Origin of the sequence: Exiguobacterium sp. CH10 (genome assembly GCF_018617635.1) — a bacterium.
Classification (GTDB): domain Bacteria; phylum Bacillota; class Bacilli; order Exiguobacteriales; family Exiguobacteriaceae; genus Exiguobacterium; species Exiguobacterium aestuarii_A.
Genome location: NZ_JACSKO010000001.1, coordinates 25,102 through 49,840 on the forward strand (window position 1 = coordinate 25,102; position 24,739 = coordinate 49,840).

The 24,739-nt window shown below is 45.6% G+C and carries 23 protein-coding genes and 1 pseudogene; 18 read left to right on the top strand and 6 right to left on the bottom strand.

All coding sequences use genetic code 11. The features are described from left to right. Positions 1–224: 224 nt before the first annotated feature. The gene (locus KNP04_RS00150) at positions 225–3,611 is read right to left on the bottom strand and encodes a dynamin family protein (protein WP_214874365.1); all 3,387 of its coding nucleotides are present in this window, start codon (positions 3,609–3,611) and stop codon (positions 225–227) included. Between the two features lie 16 nt (positions 3,612–3,627). Further along, positions 3,628–4,248, bottom strand: coding sequence for an NAD(P)-dependent oxidoreductase (locus KNP04_RS00155; protein ID WP_214783050.1), 621 nt, complete (start codon positions 4,246–4,248; stop codon positions 3,628–3,630). A gap of 175 nt (positions 4,249–4,423) precedes the next feature. On the opposite strand from KNP04_RS00155, the gene KNP04_RS00160 reads away from it, so the two are divergent. Further along, positions 4,424–5,515: an FUSC family protein gene (locus KNP04_RS00160; protein ID WP_214783047.1), complete on the top strand. Its 1,092-nt coding sequence runs from the start codon at positions 4,424–4,426 to the stop codon at positions 5,513–5,515. Between the two features lie 746 nt (positions 5,516–6,261). On the opposite strand, the gene KNP04_RS00165 is transcribed toward KNP04_RS00160, so the two are convergent. Both KNP04_RS00165 and KNP04_RS00170 read right to left on the bottom strand, forming a co-directional pair. After that, a complete protein-coding gene (locus tag KNP04_RS00165; RefSeq protein ID WP_214874366.1) occupies positions 6,262–7,116 on the bottom strand; it encodes an ATP-binding cassette domain-containing protein in 855 nt (284 codons plus the stop codon). Positions 7,117–7,134: 18 nt separating this feature from the next. Continuing rightward, positions 7,135–9,081, bottom strand: coding sequence for a hypothetical protein (locus KNP04_RS00170; protein WP_214874367.1), 1,947 nt, complete (start codon positions 9,079–9,081; stop codon positions 7,135–7,137). A gap of 264 nt (positions 9,082–9,345) precedes the next feature. On the opposite strand from KNP04_RS00170, the gene KNP04_RS00175 reads away from it, so the two are divergent. From KNP04_RS00175 to KNP04_RS00190, 4 genes are all read left to right on the top strand, one after another. Beyond that, positions 9,346–9,813 carry a hypothetical protein gene (locus KNP04_RS00175; RefSeq protein WP_214874368.1) on the top strand — a complete coding sequence of 156 codons (468 nt, stop codon included), beginning with the start codon at positions 9,346–9,348 and terminating at the stop codon, positions 9,811–9,813. A 221-nt stretch (positions 9,814–10,034) separates the two neighbouring features. Then, positions 10,035–10,613, top strand: coding sequence for a WGR domain-containing protein (locus tag KNP04_RS00180; protein ID WP_214874369.1), 579 nt, complete (start codon positions 10,035–10,037; stop codon positions 10,611–10,613). A gap of 65 nt (positions 10,614–10,678) precedes the next feature. Then, complete coding sequence (locus KNP04_RS00185; RefSeq protein ID WP_214874370.1) at positions 10,679–11,206, top strand: PH domain-containing protein; 528 nt, start codon at positions 10,679–10,681, stop codon at positions 11,204–11,206. After that, complete coding sequence (locus tag KNP04_RS00190; protein WP_214874371.1) at positions 11,203–12,702, top strand: PH domain-containing protein; 1,500 nt, start codon at positions 11,203–11,205, stop codon at positions 12,700–12,702. The genes KNP04_RS00185 and KNP04_RS00190 overlap by 4 nt, the downstream gene beginning before the upstream one ends. 212 nt (positions 12,703–12,914) lie before the next feature. Here the strand turns inward: KNP04_RS00190 and KNP04_RS15405 are convergent, their stop codons facing one another. Next, positions 12,915–13,037 (bottom strand): hypothetical protein, encoded by a 123-nt coding sequence (locus KNP04_RS15405; RefSeq protein ID WP_255349577.1) that lies wholly within the window; start codon positions 13,035–13,037, stop codon positions 12,915–12,917. Positions 13,038–13,319: 282 nt separating this feature from the next. Here KNP04_RS15405 and KNP04_RS00195 point away from each other — a divergent pair, with 282 nt between their 5' ends. The 9 genes and pseudogenes from KNP04_RS00195 to KNP04_RS00240 all read left to right on the top strand — a co-directional run bounded on the left by KNP04_RS00195 (position 13,320) and on the right by KNP04_RS00240 (position 20,664). Then, positions 13,320–14,582 carry an NCS2 family permease gene (locus KNP04_RS00195; protein WP_214874372.1) on the top strand — a complete coding sequence of 421 codons (1,263 nt, stop codon included), beginning with the start codon at positions 13,320–13,322 and terminating at the stop codon, positions 14,580–14,582. Between the two features lie 105 nt (positions 14,583–14,687). After that, on the top strand, positions 14,688–15,155 hold the full coding sequence (locus KNP04_RS00200) for a DinB family protein (protein WP_214874373.1): 468 nt from the start codon (positions 14,688–14,690) through the stop codon (positions 15,153–15,155). Between the two features lie 53 nt (positions 15,156–15,208). After that, positions 15,209–15,643, top strand: a pseudogene (locus KNP04_RS15315) (DUF3916 domain-containing protein). Between the two features lie 158 nt (positions 15,644–15,801). Then, a complete protein-coding gene (locus tag KNP04_RS00215) occupies positions 15,802–16,575 on the top strand; it encodes a hypothetical protein (RefSeq protein WP_214874376.1) in 774 nt (257 codons plus the stop codon). After that, positions 16,572–17,495, top strand: a complete 924-nt coding sequence (locus KNP04_RS00220; protein WP_214874377.1) for an AAA family ATPase — start codon at positions 16,572–16,574, stop codon at positions 17,493–17,495. Before KNP04_RS00215 ends, KNP04_RS00220 begins: the two co-directional genes overlap by 4 nt. Before the next feature lie 2 nt (positions 17,496–17,497). Next, complete coding sequence (locus KNP04_RS00225; RefSeq protein WP_214874378.1) at positions 17,498–18,559, top strand: DUF58 domain-containing protein; 1,062 nt, start codon at positions 17,498–17,500, stop codon at positions 18,557–18,559. A gap of 15 nt (positions 18,560–18,574) precedes the next feature. Continuing rightward, entirely contained in the window at positions 18,575–19,297 is a 723-nt protein-coding gene (locus KNP04_RS00230; RefSeq protein ID WP_214874379.1) for a hypothetical protein, read from the top strand. Beyond that, positions 19,294–20,007: a hypothetical protein gene (locus KNP04_RS00235; RefSeq protein ID WP_214874380.1), complete on the top strand. Its 714-nt coding sequence runs from the start codon at positions 19,294–19,296 to the stop codon at positions 20,005–20,007. The genes KNP04_RS00230 and KNP04_RS00235 overlap by 4 nt, the downstream gene beginning before the upstream one ends. A gap of 105 nt (positions 20,008–20,112) precedes the next feature. Next, positions 20,113–20,664, top strand: coding sequence for a suppressor of fused domain protein (locus KNP04_RS00240; protein WP_214874381.1), 552 nt, complete (start codon positions 20,113–20,115; stop codon positions 20,662–20,664). Between the two features lie 34 nt (positions 20,665–20,698). Here the strand turns inward: KNP04_RS00240 and KNP04_RS00245 are convergent, their stop codons facing one another. Next, positions 20,699–21,409, bottom strand: a complete 711-nt coding sequence (locus KNP04_RS00245; RefSeq protein WP_214874382.1) for a GntR family transcriptional regulator — start codon at positions 21,407–21,409, stop codon at positions 20,699–20,701. A 137-nt stretch (positions 21,410–21,546) separates the two neighbouring features. Between KNP04_RS00245 and bglA the strand changes: the two genes are divergently transcribed. The 4 genes from bglA to KNP04_RS00265 all read left to right on the top strand — a co-directional run bounded on the left by bglA (position 21,547) and on the right by KNP04_RS00265 (position 24,691). Further along, positions 21,547–22,995: a 6-phospho-beta-glucosidase BglA gene (gene bglA / locus KNP04_RS00250; protein WP_214874383.1), complete on the top strand. Its 1,449-nt coding sequence runs from the start codon at positions 21,547–21,549 to the stop codon at positions 22,993–22,995. 31 nt (positions 22,996–23,026) lie between these two features. Then, a complete protein-coding gene (locus KNP04_RS00255; RefSeq protein ID WP_214749121.1) occupies positions 23,027–23,344 on the top strand; it encodes an ArsR/SmtB family transcription factor in 318 nt (105 codons plus the stop codon). A 126-nt stretch (positions 23,345–23,470) separates the two neighbouring features. Then, on the top strand, positions 23,471–24,040 hold the full coding sequence (locus KNP04_RS00260; protein ID WP_214874384.1) for an NAD(P)H-dependent oxidoreductase: 570 nt from the start codon (positions 23,471–23,473) through the stop codon (positions 24,038–24,040). Positions 24,041–24,055: 15 nt separating this feature from the next. Continuing rightward, a complete protein-coding gene (locus tag KNP04_RS00265) occupies positions 24,056–24,691 on the top strand; it encodes a peroxiredoxin-like family protein (protein ID WP_214874385.1) in 636 nt (211 codons plus the stop codon). Positions 24,692–24,739: the final 48 nt, after the last annotated feature.

A 24,739-nucleotide genomic window follows, 5' to 3' on the forward strand; every position in this document is an offset into this window, starting at 1 on the left:
TTGTATGGTGTCTTCTTTCAACACTAATGTCATAATGTTTTTGTTTAGGTTCAGTTGTTGTACATAGTTAAATAATTCATCACACAAATAAAACGGTCCTCGATGTCATGTGCGCATCAAGGACCGTTTTCATTATTCTTTGTTCAAATAGAGATATCTCAGAAACAGTCCCAAGACAATCGTCATGACGACAGCAGGGATGAGTCCGATGAGCAGTAATGTGTTCATACGGTTTCCTTTCTGAGCGATTCGAGTCGTTCACGCATCTCATCAAAAGAATGGCTATCCGTCAACATACTGAGCTCTGCAGCGGCGAGTTCTTTCACTTGAGTCGACCACTCTCGTTCAATCTCGATTTCAGAATTCCTGATCTCCTCGTTTGCCCGCTCGACCTGCTTCTTATGAATGCTCTCGAGACGAGTGCGAATCATGTCACGGAGGAGTGCCGTCAATTCATCCTTCAGTTGTGTCCGACCATCTCCTTCGAAAAATTGACCCGCGTTCTTATAGCGCTTCAACACCGACTGATAAGGTGGTGTTTCGAGATGAATCGGTTCGACAGCCTCTCGTAGCCATGCCACGTCGAGTTCACGGTCGAATTCAAGCGTCGGTAGGAGAGACGCTTGACGTTCGGTCAACCGTTCGACCAAGGCTACGAATTCGCGTTTAACGTATCGCTCCAACCGATACTGAAACACTTGGAGCTCTTGCTGGATATCATAGGCGTATTTATCGAGTGTACGTCCGAGTGCACGCTCCAGGCTCTTCCTCGACCCGTCGACCTCGACCGGGTGGAACGTCTCTTTGACGAAGTCTGAGAGACGGAGAAGCGAACGGGTCTCGAGGTGGGCGAGGAGTTCTTTCGCTTCCCGGTCAAACAGGTCGATGAGTGCTGATACATCGAGTGCCGGCGGGTTCTCGAGTAAAGCGATCAATTGCTTACGGCGTTGTTCTTTCAACGACTCGTCTTCTTCTGCTTCGTGTAAGACGCGATCGAAGGCGGCGAGCAATGCTGTCGTCTCTTCTTGTATACGCATCGCGTTCGCGAGACGAAGGTCTTTATCGACATAGCGTTCAAGTGTTGAGACGAATCGGTCGAATCCTACGTCATCCCCTTGCATGGCGTTTCGGCTTGAGATGGGGAGAACGGTCGGTCGTCGGACACCGAGCGCGGTCAACTGTTGCGAGACATAGCTTGTGACCGCATCCCGTTCTTCGTCATCTGTCGCAAGATCGGAGGCGTTCACGAGGAAGAACATCTCGTGGTCTCCGGTCCCTTGGACACGACCGAGCTGGATGACGAGCTCTCGGTCCGCTTCCGTGAACGCATGATTATAATACGTGACGAACAAGACAGCATCCGCGTCACGCATGTAACCGAATTGCACCTCGCTGTGTCGGTTGAACTGCGAATCGGCACCTGGTGTGTCGACGAAGACGATGCCGCGTCGCGCCCACGGTGAGTCGAGGTACAGTTCAATCTCTTTCACGATACAGCTTTTCTCTTCTTGTGCGACGAACGCGCAGAACGTGTCATAGTCGACGGTCTCCATTTGCCCGAGATAATCGAGCGGTGCTGATTTAACAGCATTGACGAATGGGTGATCGACATCTAGTGAGGCGAGGGAAGTCCCATAACCTTGTAACTCATCCTCAAGTTCATCTCGTGACTTAAAAGTGATTGTCGCTGTACGATTCGTCCGGCCGTTCGGCGGAACAATCTTCGTGATTGACGCCGTGAGCGGGTTCGGTGAGGTCGGTAACACCGTCTCTCCGAGAAGGGCATTGAGGGTCGAAGATTTTCCGGCTGAAAACGCACCGAAGATGGCAAACGTATATTGTTCATGCTTCGCACGCTCGATTTTCTTGCGAAGAGTCGTGACACGGGAGCGAAATAAAGGATGATTCTCTAATATTTCACATACCGCATTTTCATAAGAAAAATTAAAATCAAACAAATCGTGATCATCTTCCAAAATCGATGTCGACGCAACCTCTGATTGGACAACTCTCGCTTGTTTTTCCGGGAGATACGTTGCATCGACATAGTTTCGAACGGCCAACTGATCTAACTGACCTGAATCAAGTTGCAACGCTTCATATTGACCGATAGCATCTAGACGGTTCAAAAGGCGTAAGCGTAATGCTTCATTATCGAGCGCTTCATACAATTCGTCTTCTTCAGCAGAAAATTGTTCCAAGCGCATGTCGACTTCAGCCTTCATATACATATCCGTAGAATGGACCCAAGGTTCCGAGACTTTCATCACCCATGACGCAAGGGCCGTCTCGATGTCACGACTGAACTGTAACACCGTATCACCACTGAGTGATGCGCCGGATTTTACTTGTTCAGTGATGAGTGAGCTCGGAGCAATCGGGAGGACATCACCTTTCGGCAGGAGAGTCTCTGGAAGTTTCAAATCCCGAATGATGTCTTCTGCATATTTCACGAGGTGCGGTCGTAGATTCATATCAATCAAACGGTTGAACTCTTTGACGGCCACGTCTTCACGACGAGTGCGTTCTTGCTTCGTTTTCTCTTTCGAGAACAAAAGACCGACCTTGAAGGAAGGGGCACAACTCTCGAGATAGGAACGTAGCAATTCACGGAATTCATAGGTCATGATGGGTGCACTCTCGACGATTGGCGCTTGATGTTTGAAGAATTCACGACGGAACGATGTCCACCATGCCCGTTTCTTCTCAAGGCGGTGCAGGCGAGATTGCATTTCCTTCGGACTCTTCTCATAGGTCGGTAATTGATCCAACATCGATTGAATCGAAGTTTCGTTGCGTTGGACCAACGTATTGATCAATGCATCCGCATGCTCGACTTGTTGCTGTCTTGATTCTTTGATGACATGCCGCACATACGAGCGCAAACGCTCGACTTCGTTATGAGGATGTTGTAATTCCCGAAGTGAAATATAGAACGTGTCATTCGGGACGATGTCATGATGTCGGAACGCCTTCGTCAATGAGGCTTTGAAGTCCACAAAGGAAAGCTCATCCTCGTCATGCTTATCAATTTGGTTAATGATGATGGAGTAGGGACGTCCTTCTCGACTAAATTGTTTCATCAGCCCGATGTTTTGTTCCGACTGGACATGGTTGTAGTCCATCATGAAGAACAGGTGATCTGCCAAGAAGAGCGAGCGTTCTGTCGCTTGGCGATGACGTTCATCGGTCGAGTCAATTCCTGGTGTATCCATCAACACGACATGTTCATCAAACGGGAATCGTTCGATGGTGTACTCGACTTCCTTGATTTCCTCGACTTTACAATAGTCACTAATGTTTGATAGAGAAGAAGCGTCTAATGAAATCCAATCCGTATCATTGATTGCGACGGATGCCGCTGATTTTCCACCCCGCAACGTGACGATATTCGCACTCGTCGGAATCGGACTTGTCGGAAGAAATCCTTCTTCTAGCCAGTCGTTGAGCAATGTCGACTTCCCAGCTGAGAAGTGACCACAGACAGCAATCCAAACTTCTTCATTCGTTACTTTTTGTAGGGCGGTGCGGGCGAGTCGTGCTGCATCCGTCATCTCCTCTTGTTCAAACGTTAAAGCAAGCCGAGCTAATTGTTCTCGTTGTTCGTGCATGTTTCCCATCCCCTAATTATGATTCCGTCGTGATGCCGACACGATGTCCGACATATTCATCATTCGTTAAACAATCCAGCACCAACTCGGCGACATCGTCTCTCGAGATTGGACCTGATTGTTTCGTGCCTAACACTTCTTTTGAGACGATGATGTCTCCACTCGATGGTTCATTGATCAGTTGAGTCGGACAGATGACTGTGAACGCCAATCCGGAGTCTCGTAATAATTCATAAGCCCGCGCATGATCCTCCGCTGCGGTTGTCATCGAACGCTTCGATTCTTTCGTTTCAAAGCGATAGTTGTCGCTGTCATGTGCCTGTAAGATGCCGGCGGTCCCTACTGTGATGATGCGTGTTACATCAAATTGTTTCATCGCGTCAATCACGAGTGGTGTGAATGTAGACAATACGTTTTGTTTGTCCGTCCCTAACGCCGAGATGACGACGTCTGCAGATTGTACCGTTTCTAGGACTGCTTCTTTGTCCGTCGCGTCTCCGATGATTTCGTTGACACCTTCCTTTGAATCCAACGAATGTCTCGTTAAAAGTTTGACGTCATGTCCTTGATTTAATAAACGCTCAAGTATCCGTTCCCCTGTACGGCCACTTCCGCCGAATAAAGCAATTGTTGACAAGTAAACCCCTCCCCATCAATATGAAAGAAATATCCAACGCCATCATAACACGGAAGCGTTCACAAAACTGCCTGAAATGGTTCGATTCTGCTTGAAAAGAATGTGGTACGTTTTAGAATTGAGGAAGAAGGCAAAAAATACATATGACAAGCGTAAGAGAGGAAGGCACCATCACATGAAATTTGGGGCTCGAACTATTAAGACCGGACTATCGGTCGCAATCGTTTTACTGATTGCCGAGGCGTTTCAGTTCCAACAGATCGTCGTCCCGGCACTCGCTGCGTCACTCGCGCTTCTCCCGTCTGTTTATCAGACCGGACTTCGCTTAATCGAAGAGATGAAAGGGAACTTGATTGGGGCATTGCTTTCCGTCGGTTCCTTGTTGCTCACTCCGAATCCGACACCAATCGCCATCGGATTCGTCATCATCATCGCCATCTCCATCCTTTTGTTTTTAAATTTAGAATCGACGACACGGACCGTCATCTTGACGACGATTCTCATCATGGAAGGGGCAAGTCAGTCGGACATGCCGGTTTGGGTGTTTGCGGGTGAACGTTACTTACTCATCATGATGGGGATTACTGTTGCATTAATCGTAAACGCACTTTTGTTCCCACCTCGATATGAACGGAAACTAGAAGAGCAGGTGACGGAGGTATTTCAAATGGTCGTCCGGATCGCACGATTGTTTGCAGAAACGGAAGGCGGTCGCTCATCCTTCGAATCCTTGCCTGAGACGAAGAAGTTGCATAGTGATTCAAAGCAAACATATGCCTATTTTGAAGAAGAAATCAAAGCGAATCGTTGGCTCGAGAAGAAGACGCCGATCTTCCGTCGTGCCGTCCTGAAGTCCAAGATGATTGAGACGAACCGGGCCGCGCTCCATGTCATCGAGAAACTCGATCATGATTTCCATACGATTGAACAACTTCCTCCACAATTGAGCGATGAGTTGTATCGCCACATTCGGCATTTGTTGCGTCGACATGAGCGTCTGTTTTCGGCCTACGAGCTCGAGAACGAGCACCTCATCGATCGAGAAGAGGATCTCATCCATGAGAACTTTGACTTTGCGAAGTTAATGATTGAGAAGATGAGAGAGGAAGAGGAAGAACTCATTCTCATCGTCGTGCCGCTCGTGGCGACGATGACTGACTGGGTCAAGGCAATGAATGAACTCGAACGCTATCTTGTCACGGAAATGAAGAAACATGGGGACAACTTAAAAGTGGAACCACGTAAGAAATGGTTTTTTGAAGACTGAGAAGGAAAGATTGATAGAAAACCTAAAGGAGTACTCGAAACCGTGTGCACCTTTAGGTTTTTGTGTGTATAAAATATTTATAGAATGACCTATATAAAAGACGAATGAACCTCTTCAATCTCTTTTGTACAAACGTACAAGTGCCAGACAAACGAAAACTAACGAAATGAACACGATCAAACTGATTTTTTGCATATAAATTGTAAAATCATAATACTCATAGAAGTAAAAGATATGCGGCCAAGGCATAAACTCACCTCGAGTGATAACCTCTATGAGTGTATAGGTTAGTACGAGGGCAGTCGCATACTCGAAGCTCTTTAAAAGAAGTACCAGAGCTGCTCCAATCCACCAAAAGAGAGTTAGTAAAAGTAGATGATGAACTAGTATTAATGGAGTTGTTTGAATCAATCGGAACGCGCCATCGATATTAAATAGCAATAAAAGATACCCTATAACATATAATATGAACAGGAACACGAAATTGAACCCAATCCATTTTCGGTAGTGTGGGATTAATGTGTAATAAGCCCCTGTGTCATATAACGGCTGAAAATAAAGAATGACAGACCATGAAATCCAAGGCAGATAGAGGGAATGGACAATCTGTATACTGAGGTGCAGTTCGGAACTGTCCCTAACTAAAACAAGAAGAGAAACACAGAATACAAGTAGCGGAATAATCCCGAGTAACCGCTGATATCTCCATTCAAACAATTGAATTCTTAGTAAACGGTATATATCCATCATTGCGCCCTCATCACAGCTAAGTAACCATCCGAAAGCCGAGGAACGATTTTCGCATCGCCTTTCTCTTCATCAAAATATCGGATACAGGCTCCGTCTGATGTTTCTTCGATATGTACTACATCATGATCTTTCACCCATTTATTCAATTCCATAAGATTGATTTGCGCTTCCGCCAACGAACCTTCTGCTTTCTTCTTCAATTCCTCAGGTGTGCCTTCGAATAAGACGTGTCCGTCTGATAAGAGTCCAATCTTCGTACACAAGAACTCAATATCCTCCACGATATGTGAAGAAATAATGATTGTATGATCATGACTTAAGTCGCGAAGAAGGTTTCGGAAGCGGATTCGCTCTTCGATATCAAGGCCTGCAGTCGGTTCATCGAAGACGAGTATCTCCGGCTCACGCAGCAACAATTGAGCGATCCCAACGCGGCGTCGCATCCCACCTGATAGTTCTTCCATCTTCAGGTGGGATTTATCGGTCAAGTTGACTCTTTCTAACGCTTGTTGAATGGCACTCTCTTGTTTCTTGCGGTCGACGATACCTTGCAATAGGGCTAGATGAAAGAGAACTTCGTTTACAGACAGGGAAGGATAAACATTAAAGTCTTGGGCTAAGAAACCAATCATTCCAGCTGTATCCGCATATTTACGTTTCATCATTGATTGACCGTTCACCCGGATATCTCCACCGGACGCATTCGTTAGCCCGCAAATGATTTTCATTAATGTCGTCTTTCCCGCTCCGTTCGACCCAAGGAGACCATATATCCCTTCAATGTTTAGCGAGACATGATCGAGAGCCATATGTTTCTTGTACCTTTTCACGATGTGTTCCACTTGTATCATGGTGTACCTCCAAATCACTTATACTTTTGACGCACTGTTCAAATCCCGATACCATTTTTTCAAAAAGATGAGTTGCTGTTGATGAGTCAATTGCATGAATTCAGATATTTGCTCTTTAGATGCGACCAGTTCCTCCCCGTTAAGAATTGATTCTAAGAAGAAAGGGTCTGGTTCGAGCGGTGAGGGGAGATTCAATTCGACTGACAGCCAAAAAGCCATCGCATCATCGAATGCCGCTCGTGTCGGCTGGATTTGGCTGTCTGTGTTTGAATGTGACCAAAACAAGGCAGGCATGTATGCTCGAACGACTTCTGGTAGGTCATGATCTAATCGTAAATTGCTCCCCACATGAAGGAGTAAATGCTGATTATCTCGGTAACTGAATTTCTCAAGATTAGGCGATAGGAGGATGATCTTATCAGGCAAGGAGCTTGATATGCCAAACTCTCTTTCAGTGAGTGCATGAATTGATTGAAGCGTTTCTTTTAGAATCGGCCAATACGAGTATGGTGGTGTCCATGACTGATCGACGATTATTTCTTGATCTTCCGCTTGATACGCTTCAAATGATCCCTCAAACAACGTAACCCCTGCCTGTACACCTTCATAATGAGCAGGAGCTTGCTCGATAAGGTTTGTTAAAAACTTAGATTGTGGCGAATAATGCAACGTGACAGGTACGCTATTCGTTCGATTAATCACAGGTTTAAAGTTCTCAGACCCGATTCTGCTGTTCGGATAAGATTGTTTTGTTGGATACCAATTTAACCAAGCAGGCAGATAGGTTACTTCATTAGTGATTGGGAATTGACTTGTGTTTGGGATTGTATATCGGACAGACAATGCAGTTGGTACTCCGAGCGTTACAGCCTCAATCTCGATGAAATCTCCAACTTGATGGAACGAGACTTCTCGCTGGTTTACACTGATATGTTTTACCTGATAAGGATGATAGAGCGATAACACAATAGTTTCTGTACTCGACACTAAAGTATAGTCTGCTTCCACTTCGAACTGACCATGTGATTGCTTCGCTAATTTCAACTGAACATTGATTATTTCAAAGTTCAAAAATGAATCTATTTGTGAAAAATCATATGGATAAGGTAATTCATAATGTTCTGTCGTTTCCGTATCGAGAGAACGATCGAATACCAACTGGTCATGGCTTAATGCGAAAGAAGCACTAGATGCAATCACTAAGAACAGCATAATTGCCAAGACTGTCATCTGAATACGATGACTCCTTCTGATTGCCCAACACGATATGATCCATAGGGTGAGTCCAAAATGAAAACATAAAATCAACATGTTCTTAATAAATAGTGCGTTGCTACTCAAAAAACCTATCAGTTCGTAATAGATGACCTCAGGTTGTAGAGGTCCGAAAAAGAAGAAAGCATTCGGGCTATTAAATCCTTTTTCTAAGAAGAACTCAGAAAAAATCTCTGTATTCAGTGGTCCGAACAATATCCATAGGATAAAGAGGACGAGAATGCCGCTTCGCTTTTTTCCAAACAGGAGACCCACATTGATTCCCCATACCGATGCAATTAGTAGTGGAAGTAGATAGAAAGTAAGTGAATGGAATAACAGCTGCTGATAAAAGGACCATGTTTCGATTTGATTAAATGAGAAATAAGTGACGACAGGTAGAAGCCCGAGTAAGATGGCACAAAATGAAAAGAACGTATGTATGAAGAGTATGGCGACAATCTTTTGAAATTGAATCCACACAATGTTTGGAAGAGTCAATTGACTTCTGTATTGTGCCTCATCTGAAGTAAGACGATACATGACTACGCTGACAATCAACATAACACCTTGAATAGGAATCACTATGCCTTTTAAGACATTAGGAAACATCATGTACTCGAACGGCTCGTTCACGTTCGCAACGATTTTTAATATGAGGACAATCGGGATAAAGATAAGTGCAATCAAATAGAATACGTTTCGGCTCATCTGTTTAAAATAAAAAAGAATTAATTCCTTCAGTATGTTTTGTTTCATGGTTACCTCGATGAATGTGAAGTGGTTGAATTGATAGCGATATCCATTTAATAATCTCAGTTATATTCAAAAGTGTAAATAAAATGCTAGTTAAAATTATACAATCCACATTAAATGCATCATTTGGTAATGAAAGTGATTTGTGTTAGTTTAGAGAAATCATTGTTAATGTTAAGTCATCCGTTGTCTTTACCTAGACTTGAAAGGGGGAAGGATATGAAAAAGACCGTAATATCCATTCTATTGATGATTGTAAGCGTAGTATTTTTAATTGGTTGTAACGCTACATCCTCCACAGAAGAAGTTGATCCTCGACCGGTGATCTCTTTTGATGCCGGAACCATTCTCGGGGATGCTCAGAATCACCAAATAAAAATGCTAATGTTATCAAGTTTACCGATGGATAACGTTGACATAGCAGGGGCAGTCGAAGAGCTAGAGGGATTCAAAGCAGAAAATGATGTATATCTTGATAAACTGAATCGTTTAAAACATAAAGATGAGACTTCTGAAGACTATAAAATATTACTTATGGAATATCTTCAAGAAGAGAATGATTACATCGACAAAACGATTGAAGCCGTATACGCCAAAGAAATCTCTCGACCGAGTCGATTTTCACTAGAAACACTCTATGCGAGAGCGAACGAAAAAGTCGCAAGATTCCGCTACGAGCCGAAGTAAAGATCCTCTCCATAATTACACTCGAGAGAGATTACGAAATGACAAAGGAAACGAACCGATGAGAAGGTTCGTTTTTTCTGATTCATCCGAGGTACAATCATCTTACTCCACAAAAATTTGGAGCGGGGGGATCTAAATGAACAAATGGTCGTTTGAGCAGGTTACAAAGTATTGGAACATCATAATCCAGGGCGATGAATTTGCTGTAAACTACGGAAAAATTGGGACAACAAGTAAAATCTTTTGAATCCGATTCGGAATGTATGAAAGAAGCAGAAAAACTCATTCGTCAAAAATTGAGAAAAGGATATGTTGAATGCCCTTTTGATTGGGACAACCATATGTATGTGGATGACCCGGAAGTTGGACCGAGTTTTCTGACCTCTCATCCGAAATATCAGGAATGTTTCAACGATGAATTCTATGTGGATTGTACGCAAGAATATGCTCCGTTCGGGAATGATGCTGGAGCCGATGCATTGGTTATGTACGAAGAAGTGCTCCGAAAGGATAGAGACCTTTGTTATCTTTCATACGCTTACGCCTTAATTGAAAGTTGGATTGATCGAGATGTTTCCGGTCCAGAAGATTGGTCAACGTATGAATATGCCTATACATGTGATCAAGTCCTCGTCGCTGGTGCGTTTGCTTCCATAAAGATGACGGGAAAGCTGACAGGTAATTTGAAAATAACAGGATTAGCGGCCATCCATCGATTAAAACAAGCTTTCGAAATAGAGGATCAGTCTATGTTTGATAAGTTATATGAACGCTTAAGTACATTCCCGACCGAATCCTGAAACTTTTCGAGAAGAAACACGTATACAATAGAGACAGATACATATGAACGATAGGGGGATTTACCATGTCAGAAACAACACCGACACCAGAAGAAGGTGTCACACCACAACGAATCAGCGGAACACTTCCAATCGAGGCACGGGCGGTCTTTCGATTATCGAGTGCGATTTTTTATATCATCGGTCTCCTCATCACTGGAGCTCTCGTTGTCGCATCATACTGGTTTGACTGGCCGACTTGGCTACAGATTGGCTTTATCGTGCTGCTTGTCATCGATGTCGTCTATAGCTTGATTGATATCATCTGGTTCCAAAAGTGGAAACAGGAACGATTCACGTATGATGTCCAGCCGCTTGAGATCCGGATTCATCATGGAATCATCACGACACATGACGTACTCATCCCGATGACGAAGGTCCAATATGTTCATGCGGAACAAGGACCGATTCTACGTAAATACGGGTTACAGACCATCACCATCGGAACAGCGGCCGGTTCTCACGAAATCTATGCGATTGAAGAGTCATTCGCGAAAACACTCCGTGAGCAGATTGCCATCTATGCACGTATTGAAGAGGAGGATGTCGTATGACCGAGACCGCGTTAACATGGCATCGACTCCCGAGTCGCGTTTTGGTGCTGCGTATTCTCGAAGTCATCAAGTCGTTCGCCATTCCAATCGTCTTACTCTTTGTGCTTAACAACGACTGGGAATCGACTTTCGGCATCATCATCCGAGTCGGCATCCTACTCTTCCTATTACTCGACATTGTCCAGAAGCTCTTTGGGTGGTTAAACTTCCGATATGCACTGGATGAAAAGACTGTCTATGTGATCGAAGGGAACTGGTTGAAAAAAGAAAAATCGCTTCCACTCTATAAAATTCAAAGCGTTCATTCGAACAGTCCATTCCTCTATCGATTGCTTGGTGTCGTCGAATTGACGTTCGATACGAATGCCAATAGTGACGATGCATCATTCAAACTGGCTGGTGTCTTTCCGGCCGAAGCGAAACGACTGGAAGAGATTCTCGAGCAAGTCCGTCATCGGAAACAGAATGCACAAACCGAAGACAATCCAGAAATGACAGATGCGACAACAGAACAGGTAGAGCCGTTACCAAGCCGTCTTTTATATGCCTTGTCCACGCGCGAAATCGTGTTGGCCTCCATCACGTCGCTCTCTGTCTTCGCCATCTTCCCGGTCGCTTCAACGATCATCTCTTCGATTGATGACTTCATCAATTTGGATGGGGCGTTCAACCAGGTCGAAGATTATGTCGTCCATGCGTCCATCATCGTCATCGGTCTTCTCGTCATCGGGGTGCTGATGCTGTCAGTCGTGATCGGCATGGTTATCAACTTCTTAAAATATGGGAACTTCCGACTCGAGCGAAGAGGGGAGCGCATTCGTGTCGAAAAAGGATTATTGAACCGGAGTGCGAAAGAAATCCCGTATGAGAAGATTCAAGCGATTCGAATCAAAGAGACGTTCATTCGTCGCTGGTTCCACATCGTTGGAGTCGAACTTGTCGCAGCAGGGACGATGGATGAATTGAAAGATGAATCGTCGACGATTCTTCCGTTCGTTCGACGTGACCGTGCGATGCGAGTACTCCGTGAGCACTTCAAGCACTTCACATGGTCGGATGAATTACATCGACTTCCAAAAAAGGCGTTAGGAATCAAACTACTGCGAATCAGCTGGTTCGGCTTCATCTTATCAGGACTCGTGCTCTATTTCTTCCGAGATTATGCATGGTGGCTACTTCTTTTATGGGCCATTATCATCGGGGGACGTGTGCTCAGTTACGTCACGACAAAATATGTCCGTACCGATCAGTTCATTCAATTGCGGACGGGTGCATTCAACGTCCGGTCGTTCTTGACGGACAAACCACGGATCGAACAGATTCAAGTGAAGCAATCGCTCTTGCAACGTCGATTCGGACTTTGTACGGTTCAGTTCTCGACTCGAGGAGGATTCTTGTCCGTCGAGACAATTGACGACATTCCGAAAGAAGAAGCGGACGCGATGCTCGTCTGGTTCTCTCGTTATAACGAAATGAATGAAAAATGCTCAGGATAAAGTTTCCTGAGCGTTTGAATTATTTGTGATTTTCGTATCAAATGATGTTTCTCTTACTGAAAACGCGGATAAAGTATGGTATGATGCAAGTAGAAAGAGACCGGTGCTGGACACACCGACCTCTGGCTTACAGGCTCCCACTTTAAGAGTGGTCCCAGCCGCCACAATGGTTAGTGAATCAGAAAGTGACCCATCTCATTGCGCCGAGGGGGTCATTTTTTTGTGCGTTCAGACGTTGCACGATCGGATGTTCGGTGAATCACCAAGTGAACGATGATCGGAGCGAGGATTGGGATCATGACATAATCTCCAACCCAGGTCCAAAGTTGTTCCATCCGCACCACCGCCTTCCTCCATTGTGGACTTGGCGGCTGACCCCACTATTGCTGCGTTAACCTGCCCCTTCATTATAACAGATTCGTTCGTAAAATGGCGTTAAAAATAAGAACAAACGTTCTTGTTTTATAAAATGAATCTTTTGATGGAATCGGTCTCATATATGGGTCCAAAGAAGGAATTGAGTCGAATGGCTATTGCTTGTTAGATGTCTGACAGGATATAATCAGTCTCGTGTGTATACACGGGTGGGTGAGGGTGCCAATAAAGGATTGATTCCTATGGCAAAACAAACAGAATGGAAAACAGAAACATACGGGGGCGTGCTGAACTTTCTGGCGACAGCATACATCCCGGCCGTGCATGCGGCAATCTTGACACAAGCCGGACTCCCGTTCGAGGGGGCGCTCGTCGGAGCGATTTTGACAAGCATCATCGGGACGTTGATTGCGGGGTTCTTCAATCTTCCGCTACTCTTGTTACCAGGAATGGGGATTAACGCGCTCTTCACTTACACGCTCGTCTTACAGATGGGGTTGAGCTGGCAAAGCGCGCTCGCTGTCTCGTTCGTCTCAGGTGTACTCGTCGTATTGTTGACGGTCACCAAGGTGGCGAGGAAATTGGCGAACGCGTTCCCGCCGATCATCCATGACGGATTGACGGTCGGTCTCGGCCTCTTCCTCATTTTGATCGGCCTCGAGGCGGCTGGAATTGTCTCAGGTGGAGGCGGGGCATTGCTCCACATCGGTGACCTCGGAGAGCGTAACGTCCAGGTGGCCTTTTTATCACTCTTCGTCGCCATCTTGTTGTTCTTGAAGATGGGACCGAGCAGCTTCCTATGGACAATCGGTTTCGGTGTCGGTCTCAGCGCCGTGATGGGAACGCTAGAGTGGACGGGAAACTTCTCATTGTCACCGTTCTTCGAGTCGTTCGGCACGGTATTTGGGAACATCTCGTTCGCGGAATCTGCTTCTCCGCTCTTCTTAGTCGCGGTGGGTGTACTGACGCTCGTCTTGTTGATTGAAAATATCAGCTTGATTCAGAATCAGACACGTGCAATCGACAAAGAAAAGGATGCGCCGAAAGGTCTCATTGCACAAGGTCTGTCGACGATGGCCGGGGCCATGTTCGGGTCAAGCCCGACCGTCTCGACGGTCGAAGTGGCTGCCGGCATATCGGTCGGTGCACGAGGTGGGATTGCTTCATTCGTCACATCTGGATTGTACGTGGTATCGCTCTTATTGCTACCGCTCTTTGCCATCATTCCTGTGACGGCGATCGCACCGGTGTTGATTATCATCGGCATGATGATGTTCCAGAACGTGAAGCATTTGCCGCTCGATAACTGGGAGCATGCCTTCCCGGCGATTCTCGTCATCATCATGATTCCGTTCACGTATTCCATCGTCGATGGAATCGGTCTCGGGTTCATCGCATACACGATGATTGTTTTGTTCAAGAAGGGCTACCGGTCACTCAGTCCGGTCGTCGGTGTCTTGACCGTATTGTTCTTAGTTTTCTTCTCATTACCAGTCTGGTTATAGAGACACGCACGGCATCGTTCATCTCGAACGATGCCGTTTTTTGATTTGAAAAGACTCGTTCGTGCTATAATCGCAGTAATTTAAATGGAACGGGGAGGGGATTGGATGCAAGTCATTCAAGAATTCGCATCGTACACAGAATGGCTCGAGTCGTTAGAAAAGCTGAGTGACTCTGATTGGAACAAACAGATCGACTCGGAGAAGTGGTCCATAAAGCAAATCGTCTTACATATCGCCCATTGGGACAATCATCTGTTGAATGTCATCATCCCATCGGTGAAGAACGGCGAAGGGATGATATTCCCTGACTTTGACTCGTTCAACGCACGGGCGACGAAAAGGGCGGAGAAGTTGACAGGTGAGACCGTACTAAAGGAATCCATCAATAGTCGGCGAACACTCGTCACGATGCTTGACTCCTTAAGCGAAGAAGCGCTGACTTATAAAACGACAGCGAATGGCGTCTCACATGATCCGCATCAAGGTGTCCCATATTCACTATATGTGATTGTCAGAGAATTCATCGAGCATGACCGGCACCATATGAAGCAAGTCGAGTCCATCCTGAAATGAGACATCGGAAAGTGCGTGGTCTGAAACGAAAGTTAAGTCGTCTTCAGCATAGTATGCAAGAAAATCATCGTGATTTTCCAACTGAGTTTCATAATGGTTATTGGAATACCAAGATTCCGGTCGGACAAACCTTTTTATTAGCTAGTCAACACAATGACCAAATCAAACAGGCAATCATCCATATTCTGCTCGATGAAGCGAAACGACTAGCATAGTTGCGTGTGGATGAGCGAATGCGAGTCGTTGTGCTGCTAGATTTTCCTACACTCTGGAACTCTGAGCTTCTCGTATTTGAAGATGAAGAGGGGTTACAAACGTTTATGCGGCGTGATTCATCCTATCAAAAATGGATCCCGATTCCACATGAAAAAACGTTTATCAACCAATGGGACATTCGTGGTAATCAGGAGATTCGCGTGTATGGATTTGAAGAATGGGTGTTCGACGAAGAGGATGAAGATAGAGAATGGTGGATGCTCGTTCAATGAACGGGCTTTTTCTTTTGTCTAAAAATAACTGAATATTCCGTAAAAGTTCATGGTATAATCCATTTAATCCTATTTCCAAATAAAGGATTATACTTATAGGAGGAGCCGTCACATCAAATGAAAACGTTCAAACTGAATATACATAAGCGGAAACACCGATGAAACAAGCCAAAACGATCTTTGTGTCAGGAATTCTTTTCTCCTTGTTACTGGTTGCGCTCATCTCCTATTCCGGTCAACTGGGATACCGTTACTACCAATCATTAGATATCTCAGGGAGCGAGATTACAAGTTGGATCACCGACTGTCATGACAAACGAAAGTTTTTAGGGATTTTCGAAGTGACGGATGTTGATTTTTGGTGTGGGGAAGACAAAATTATTGAAGAAGACTGGCGAGGGGTTGAGCTCGGTTCTTCTAGTGAAGCTCCAGATGATAAAGGTGGAACTCCAAGAGAGAAAATTAATGATGAGTCACCTTCTTACGGAAACCCGTCAGGAGAAGAGACGAGCAGCGTCTCCTACCTCCCATACATGATTACCGGAATGATTATCTTGCTTGGATGGTGGCTCTGGAAGAGACGACGCCCATCGAAGAAACAAATCGAGGAGGGAGAGTTAGATATCGAGGATCACTCGCTAGTGACTTATGATAACTCGTCGGAGCAGATAAAGCGAGCACTCCATCCATTACCAGCCTCGGCTATCCGAAAGCAGTTGATTCAATTCGAGGCAGCGTTACCTCCACATAAACGTCGTCGCCCAACTGAGAAGTTGTCGACCTGGGCGAAACGAATCGAGCTCGATGCATCCCTACTCACCTATTTAGAGACGCGCTATGACGAAGGGGACATCTCACCACAGCGTGAGCGAGCGTTCACCCAACAACTTGATGAATACCTACTACGCACACAAAAGGAGTCGAATTCATGACCATCCGACACGTATTGGATCAATTAGACCGCATTTACCTCGGGAAACCGGAAATCACAAAATTATGTTGCACAGCCCTATTGGCGAACGGACATATTTTGCTAGAGGATGTGCCCGGGACGGGGAAGACGTTACTCGCAAAAAGCATCGCCAAAAGCTTTGAGGCAGACTTCGCCCGAATCCAGTTCACAGCTGATTTGTTACCATCTGACATCATCGGTTCAGACTTCTTCAATATGCAGACCCAAACGTTCGAGAACCGTACCGGTCCCATCTTCACAAACATCTTGTTAATTGATGAAGTGAACCGTGCCGTCCCGAGAACACAATCCGCCTTACTTGAAGCGATGGAAGAACGCCAAGTTTCAATCGGTGGCGTCACGTATCAACTACCGAAACCGTTTTTCGTCATCGCAACACAAAACCCGATTGAGTCGGCGGGAACGTTCGCCCTACCAGACGCCCAACTCGACCGCTTCCTCATGTCTCTTCAAGTCGGATATCCAGGGGCAGATGAAGAGCGGAACTTGATTCTGCAGACGATTTCAAAGACGAGACATGTGGTACACGCCTTGATGACGAATGCCGCTTTCTTAGAAGCACAAGAAAATGTCGAGAGCGTGCGGATTCATGAAGATGTCGTCACTTATTTGCTCGCACTCATCCAAGAGACGAGGCAACATCCGTTAGTCGAAGTCGGGGCGAGCCCACGGGCGACGCTTGCGCTCGTCAAAGCCTCACAAGCTTATGCGTACTTGAACGACCGTCAGTTTGTCACGCCTGAAGACGTCCAAGGCGTTGCGCCACACGTTCTCTCGCATCGATTGACCCTCACTCTTGAAGGGGACATCAAATCGACGAAGCGACAAGTGCTAGCGGACGTACTCGAGTCCGTAACTGTCCCCGTCGAAAAGGTGTAACGATGCGACAGGTCGAAATCAGTACACCGTCCATCCTTCAGGACCAACTTTGGCCGGCTTATGTCAGTCTCGGTCTCCTCACCATGTGGATGCCTTATGTATGGCCCATCGCTTATGTATGCGGAGCATTATTAATCGTCATGTTCATCCGGAAACGAATCATTCGAACACTTTCAAACGAAGTCTCATTTTCCATCCGGCAGAAAGAAGATCTCTTATTCATCGATGATGAGACATCATGTATCGTCCGTATCGATGGGTATGAGCGAATCATTGCCCTTGGTGTTCCGCTATTGATTCGACTAGAGGGTAATGAACGGATGGTATTCGAGGACGGAGCACAGGCATACGACACAAGGATCGAACAGGACATACATCATGTGAGCGTCTCGGCTGTGAAGCGTGGACCTGCTTCGATTCATACGTGTGTGATGCGTGTCACGTTACCGTTTTATTTAGGTACTCTTTTTTTCACGGATGAGGAGATGGATATGCCCTCATGGATTGTGTTACCTACCATCACGAAGTCATCAATCACCGAATCTCGCATGATTCGGATGGGTGACCGTATCGTCAAGCACTCCCCGTTGAACGATCCGGTGATGATTCAAAGTGCAAAACGATATGAGAAGGAACCGGCTAAACAGATTGACTGGGTCGCCACTTCAAAGGTCGGTCATGTACAGGCAAAAGTGTTCGAACGACAAAATCTCGACACGTTCACGATTTCCCTTGATTTGAGCGGTCCGCTCGGGAACGGGCTACATGCGCAATATGAAGACTTGATTCAACAGACGGCCTATTTGGTTTCTTACTTGATCAAAGAAGACTGTAAAGTGGAGCTGTTAATCAACCGACTCGACAAAAACAACCAAGTCGACCGTGTTACACTGGGAGAAGGAAGAAAACAATTACGGCTCATTCTCGTCCGACTGGCGATGATTCATGAATCGAACGCATTTGTTGCATCATCACGTTTCACTTCATATGTCAGTCGTCATAAACAGCCGCACGCCGAAATGATTCACATCAGTCACGCGATGCTGCTGAAATCTTCAGGGTGATGAAAGGAGAAACACATGCAACGAATGACGAGCTTACTCATAGGTTGTGTCGGACTGCTTGCAAGCACGACGACCGTATCAGCCGAGATGACTGAATCCTCGGCGGAACGTTTTGCAGATGCATATTTCTATGACATTGTGATGGATCATATTCAGGGGGACGATCCGACTAATTATCATATGACGGACAGTGAGAACATCACTTTCGGTCCGTTGCTGGAGACGTATATCCCGTCATCCTCTTGCTACAAAACGGGGGAAACATGTACGTTCGTCCCAACAAAAGAATTTGTGGCGACCGTTTTTCAAGATGATGAACCGGTCAACGTGATCGGAACGTATGAACAATCAGCGGGTACATATGCGTTTTCAACGTTCGGTTCAGACAAAGAAACTCCGAAAGCGTTGATGGACGTACAAGGACATCTCGTGAAATACACAGAAAGGTCGGCATTGTTTGATTATAATGGGGACATGTTGGTGGCATTGACATCCTACTCAAAACAGATGATTAGTGGAGATGAAATGTCAACGAAGGACTTCCAAGATTTATTGATCGAAGAGCATGAAAGTATTGAAGGGAATGTCGAAGAAGGGATGATGGATGGAGCGGGGGACTATTCGGATGAAGCAAAATCAAATAATCCAACATCGAATACCAACCGATTGATTGGTTTTGCAGTGTTAGCGATGTTGCCATTCGGATATTGGTTCCTTAAAAGACGAAAAACAGCATGATGTCAAAAGATTTATACAATCAACATGAACCACTAGAATTAGTGATCATTCCGAGTCATGCACTGAGAGAAGGAGAAGCAAAGCGATTGATTTTTCGACATCTGAAAGATGAGGACTTTCCATTGCGCCTTGTACGTAAACGAACTGCGAAGGGTACGAGAAAACATCGCTTCTCTTTTGAACGTCAAGAAGAGCATGTGACGACCAAAACCATCAAGAATCGTGAGTCATTAGAATCGGAATTGACACTCTCTTCGAATGAAATCATTGTCTTACAAGGAGAGAAAGATTGGATTCTGAGTTATTATGAGGACGGTTTGACGCTTCAAGGAAAGCAAGTGAGTCGTGTCGGAACAAAGGGAATAGCCCATATCGAGGATTTTTTTGAATATGTGACGACCGGTGCGTTTCCGATTGAGGTGTCATTTGGTTTAGATGGAACGCTCGGTCCTCGTGAGAACGTGTATCGCTTCACGTTGCCTGACGCAGATTGGAAGACATTGATTGAAGACGAACTGTTGCCCAAGCTTCAAATTCCGAAAGCGAAGAATGTATGGCAGTCCCTTTTCTTTCCGACAAACAATCAGACAATCGAATGGTTCACTGGTGAATTTCATCCAAACATCTTAGGAAACTTCGTTTTCGCCCACGATGCCCATGATACGTATTATTTCTTGGATCACTTGAACGGAGACATCAAAGTGTTTTGAATGACCCAACTAAAGAAGAAGTGAGTTTGCGTCAATCGATTGAGTCCATCAAACTCAAAACCCGAGTCAAAAAGTACGCCAGTTATGAGAAAATAGGGATGGAACATGAACTATTTAGAACATCTAGAAAAACATTGTGGCACATTCGTCAGCGGGTATGATATCCCTTACTTGCTAGAAGATGATGTCCAAATCATCGAACTTGAAGAAGAGTCCTCTAAAATCACGAGTATTTCGACATTAGGACTGCATTGGCATGCACTTCAATTCGAAAATGGTTCGACAGCTCACCAGGAGTTGCTGTTCCGCTTCAATCAACAGCATGCTAAAGAGGAGTTTGTTGAATTGATGTGGCAGCTGACCGATTATGCGCTGGGAACGCACCAGGCGTTCGAGTTGGGCGAACTCTACGAACTGCCAGAGGAAGTGCTTGAACAATATTCATTTTCATCGGTCTATGTGACCGCTCCTTTTTACTCAGATGAGTCGTTCATCACATATGAGAACGAGGAGCAGAGCGTCCTAGTCGTCTGGTTTGTACCGATTTACCCTTCAGAAGAGCTGTTCATCGAAGAACACGGAACCGAACGGTTTGACGAACTCCTATATGAGACTGATCGCGAGTTATTCGATTTGAACCGAAAAGAACTTGTCTAACGAACAACCCCTCATACGCGCATGAGGGGTTTCTTTACATATAGGGGCCGTTCGCCTGAATGACGAACTGCGAATGTGCATAGTGGTAGGTGATCCGTGAATAGTCAAAAGGTTTTCCGTTCGTCAGATGAAAGATCGTTTCGATGCGAAGTGTCGGGTCATTCTCTTGCAATCCGAGGTGGCCTGCTTCCACATCCGTCAATCGACCTACCTGTAAGTACATGTCAGAAAAACCAATCGTGACGCCTAGCGCACTTTGGACGTAATCGAAAATGGAGTCGGCCACAATCTCTCGATTCAAGTAAGGGACGATGGCTTTTACGTAATACGATTCTTCATGACAAAGCACTTCCCCGTCCACATACCTTACCCGTACGACACGGTATACATCGTCTGTTACGTCAATCCCGAGATTTTCGGCCACCAACGCATCTGGTTTCATAACAGACACGTCGAGTACATCAGAGGTCAAGATATGATCTCCAAGGTTACTCTTGAATCCTTGAGTGGAAAAGAGACTCATATAACCGGGACGATTATGGCGTCTGACGAAAATGCCGCTACCACGGAGTTGAAAGATGATGCCTTTTCGTTCGAGCAGTTCCAACGCTTTCGTGATCGTACTCTTACTCACGGCATATTGACTCATCATCTGCTCAAGGACAGGTAGCTTATCACCTTGTTTTAAATTCTGTTTATGAATGTATTGTTCTATTTCATTTGCGATTTGTTGGTATTTTAACATGGTCATTCCTCACTTTTTCGTCACTTCTTGTATTATATCATGAAAAAAACAAGATTGTTTCATTGTATCAACCTTGTTAAATTGTACCGGTACAATTATACTTGACGTGTATGATTCATCAGAAGGAGGAATAGAGGATGAAGACGTTACCGAAAGATTTTCTATGGGGAGGCGCACTCGCCGCCCATCAATTCGAGGGTGGTTGGGACGCTGACGGAAAAGGACCGAGCGTCGTCGACGTCTTGACAGCAGGCGCACACGGTGTCGCGCGTCGGATCACGGACAAGGTTGAGCCGAACGAATTCTACCCAAACCATGAGGCAATTGATTTCTATCATCGTTATAAAGAAGACGTGACCCTTTTTGCCGAGATGGGCTTGAAATGCTTGCGTACCTCGATTGGATGGAGTCGCATCTTCCCAAATGGTGATGATGCAGAGCCGAACGAGGCGGGTCTTCAATTTTATGATGATTTGTTCGATGAGTTACTTAAACATGATATCGAACCGATCATCACACTCTCGCATTTCGAGATGCCGCTCCATCTTGCCCGGGAATATGGTGGCTTCCGAAATCGTGAAGTCGTCGAGCATTTCGTCCGTTTTGCAGAGGTCTGCTTCAACCGCTACAAAGACAAGGTCAAGTATTGGATGACGTTTAACGAAATCAACAACAAGATGGACGTCAACAACCCACTCTTCTTATGGACGAATTCAGGTGTCCTTCTAGAAGAAGGGGAGAACGCGCGTGAAGTCATGTATCAGACGGGACACCATGAACTAATTGCGAGTGCCCTCGTCGTCGCCAAAGGGAAAGAAATCAATCCGGATTTTGAAATTGGGGCCATGGTCTCTCACGTTCCGATCTATCCGTATTCATCGAACCCGGACGACGTTATGTTGGCCGAAGAGATGATGCGCCAACGCTATTTCTTCTCGGACGTACAAGTACGTGGGTTCTATCCGAATTACGCGTTGAACGAGTTCGAGCGCGAAGGGTACAACATCCCGATCCTTGAAGGAGACGAAGAGATTTTACAGAACGGAAAGGTCGATTATCTCGGTTTCAGCTACTATATGTCGACAACCGTGAAGAGTGATGTCGTCGCGGACAATCGTGGGGATATCGTGAACGGTGGTCTGCCGAACGGCGTTGAGAACCCGTACATCCAGTCGAGTGACTGGGGCTGGGCCATCGATCCGGTCGGTCTCCGTTATGTGCTCAATCGTCTGTATGACCGCTATCAGATTCCGCTCTTCATCGTGGAAAACGGATTCGGTGCTGTCGATGAGATTGTCGACGGGAAGATTCATGACGCGGCCCGAATCGATTATTTGAAGGCACATATCGAACAATTGAAGCACGCCGTCCTCTATGACGGAGTCGACTTGATCGGCTACACGCCTTGGGGCATCATCGACATCGTCTCGTTCACGACGGGAGAGATGAAGAAACGGTACGGGATGATTTACGTCGACCGCGACAATGAAGGGAACGGCTCGATGGAGCGGATGAAGAAAGACTCGTTCGACTGGTATAAGCGGGTCATCGCGACGAACGGGGAAAAATTGAACAGCGAAATTTGAGAATTTCAGCATACATTTGTATAATGGCGTTATGAAACCATTACACCATCCGTCTATCGACACCATACCGTATACGAAAGTCCTTCACGCACTCAGTGAACCGAACCGATTGCGCATCATCCGATGCCTCAGAGAATCCGGTGAAAATAATTGTTCCACTTATTCACTTGAATTGATGCTAAATAAATCAACGGTGTCCCATCATATCAAAATCTTAAGGGAAGCCGGACTGATCAAAGGACGCATCGAAGGAAAAGAGCATTACTACTCGCTCCGAAAAGATGAGATTGAACAGAAGTTTCCTGGATTATTGAGTTCTGTGTTCGCCGTGAAAGATGAAGACTTATAAGCATGCGCTCGAGGCGCATGCTTTTTTGTTGATCAAAATGCTTGCGAAGTATAACTCACGGTGATACGATACTTTTAGTTTGATGGTTATCGAACTATAAAACAATTTCCGAAGGAGTTTTGAAAGATGAAAAACGTATTAGTAATCAACGGACACGAGTATTATGACTTTGCAAAGGGTGAATTGAACAAAACGATGTTCGACGAGATCGTTCAAACACTCGACGGAGCTTATGAAGTGAAAACGACGGTCATCGATACCGGTTATGATATCAAAGAAGAGCAAGAAAAATATAAATGGGCGGACATCGTCATCTACCAAACACCAATCTACTGGTTCTCACTCCCAGCGAAGTTCAAAAAATACATGGATGAAGTGTACGAATATGGTGTCTTCTTCGCCGGTTCTGCTGAAGGGTACGGAAAAGGTGGATTGATGAAAGGGAAGAAATACATGTTCTCGACAACGTGGAATGCCCCTGTCACAGAATATAACAATGCTGAAGGTTTCTTCGCTGGTAAAGACTTTGAAGATTCAATCGCCCACCTGCACTATGCACAGCAGTTCATTGGAATGGAACCATTGAAGAGTTTTGGGGCGCATGACGTGATCGCGAACCCGGACATCAACCTTTATAAGCGTGAACTCCAAGCTCATTTGGAAGACGTGTTCGAAATCACAGTAAATCAGTCGTAAAAGGAGAGAGGTCACATGCTTCGGGAAGAATTAGCAGCGGTACGGGACCGATTCTTAGATCGTGCGCCCACCCACGTCAAACAAAGTGTTGCGGAAGCGACAGCATCATTGATTGAATCAGGAGTTGGTCAAGGGTTACAAGTAGGAGAAAAAGCCCCTGACTTTACGCTCGTCAACGCTACGGGTGAAAAAGTCACCTTGTCCGAATTATTACAAGATGGAAAAGTGATCTTGAACTTTTATCGAGGGGGATGGTGCCCCTACTGTAATCTCGAATTGAAGGCGTATGAACGCATCCTACCGAAAATCAAAGAGAAAGGGGCACAACTCGTTGCCATCAGCCCTCAAATGCCAGATGAGTCCTTATCGACGTCCGAAAAGAACAATCTGACATTTGAAGTGCTCAGTGATCCCGATCAACATGTAGCAGAATCATATCGTCTACTCTTCGAGTTTCCAGCTCACTTGATTCAAACATATGAAACGGACTTTGGACTTCAACTCGCCGATTATAATGGAGATTCGAATCCGTGGCGCCTTCCTGTACCTGCGACTTATGTCATCGACCAGGATGGTGTAATTCAATTTGCCGAGGCGGACCCTGACTATATGGTTCGACCGGATCCGGAGCGCGTGCTCGCCTCTTTATAAGAAGAAAAGCCAAGGAATTCTCAGAAATAAGGGATTGCTTGGCTTTTT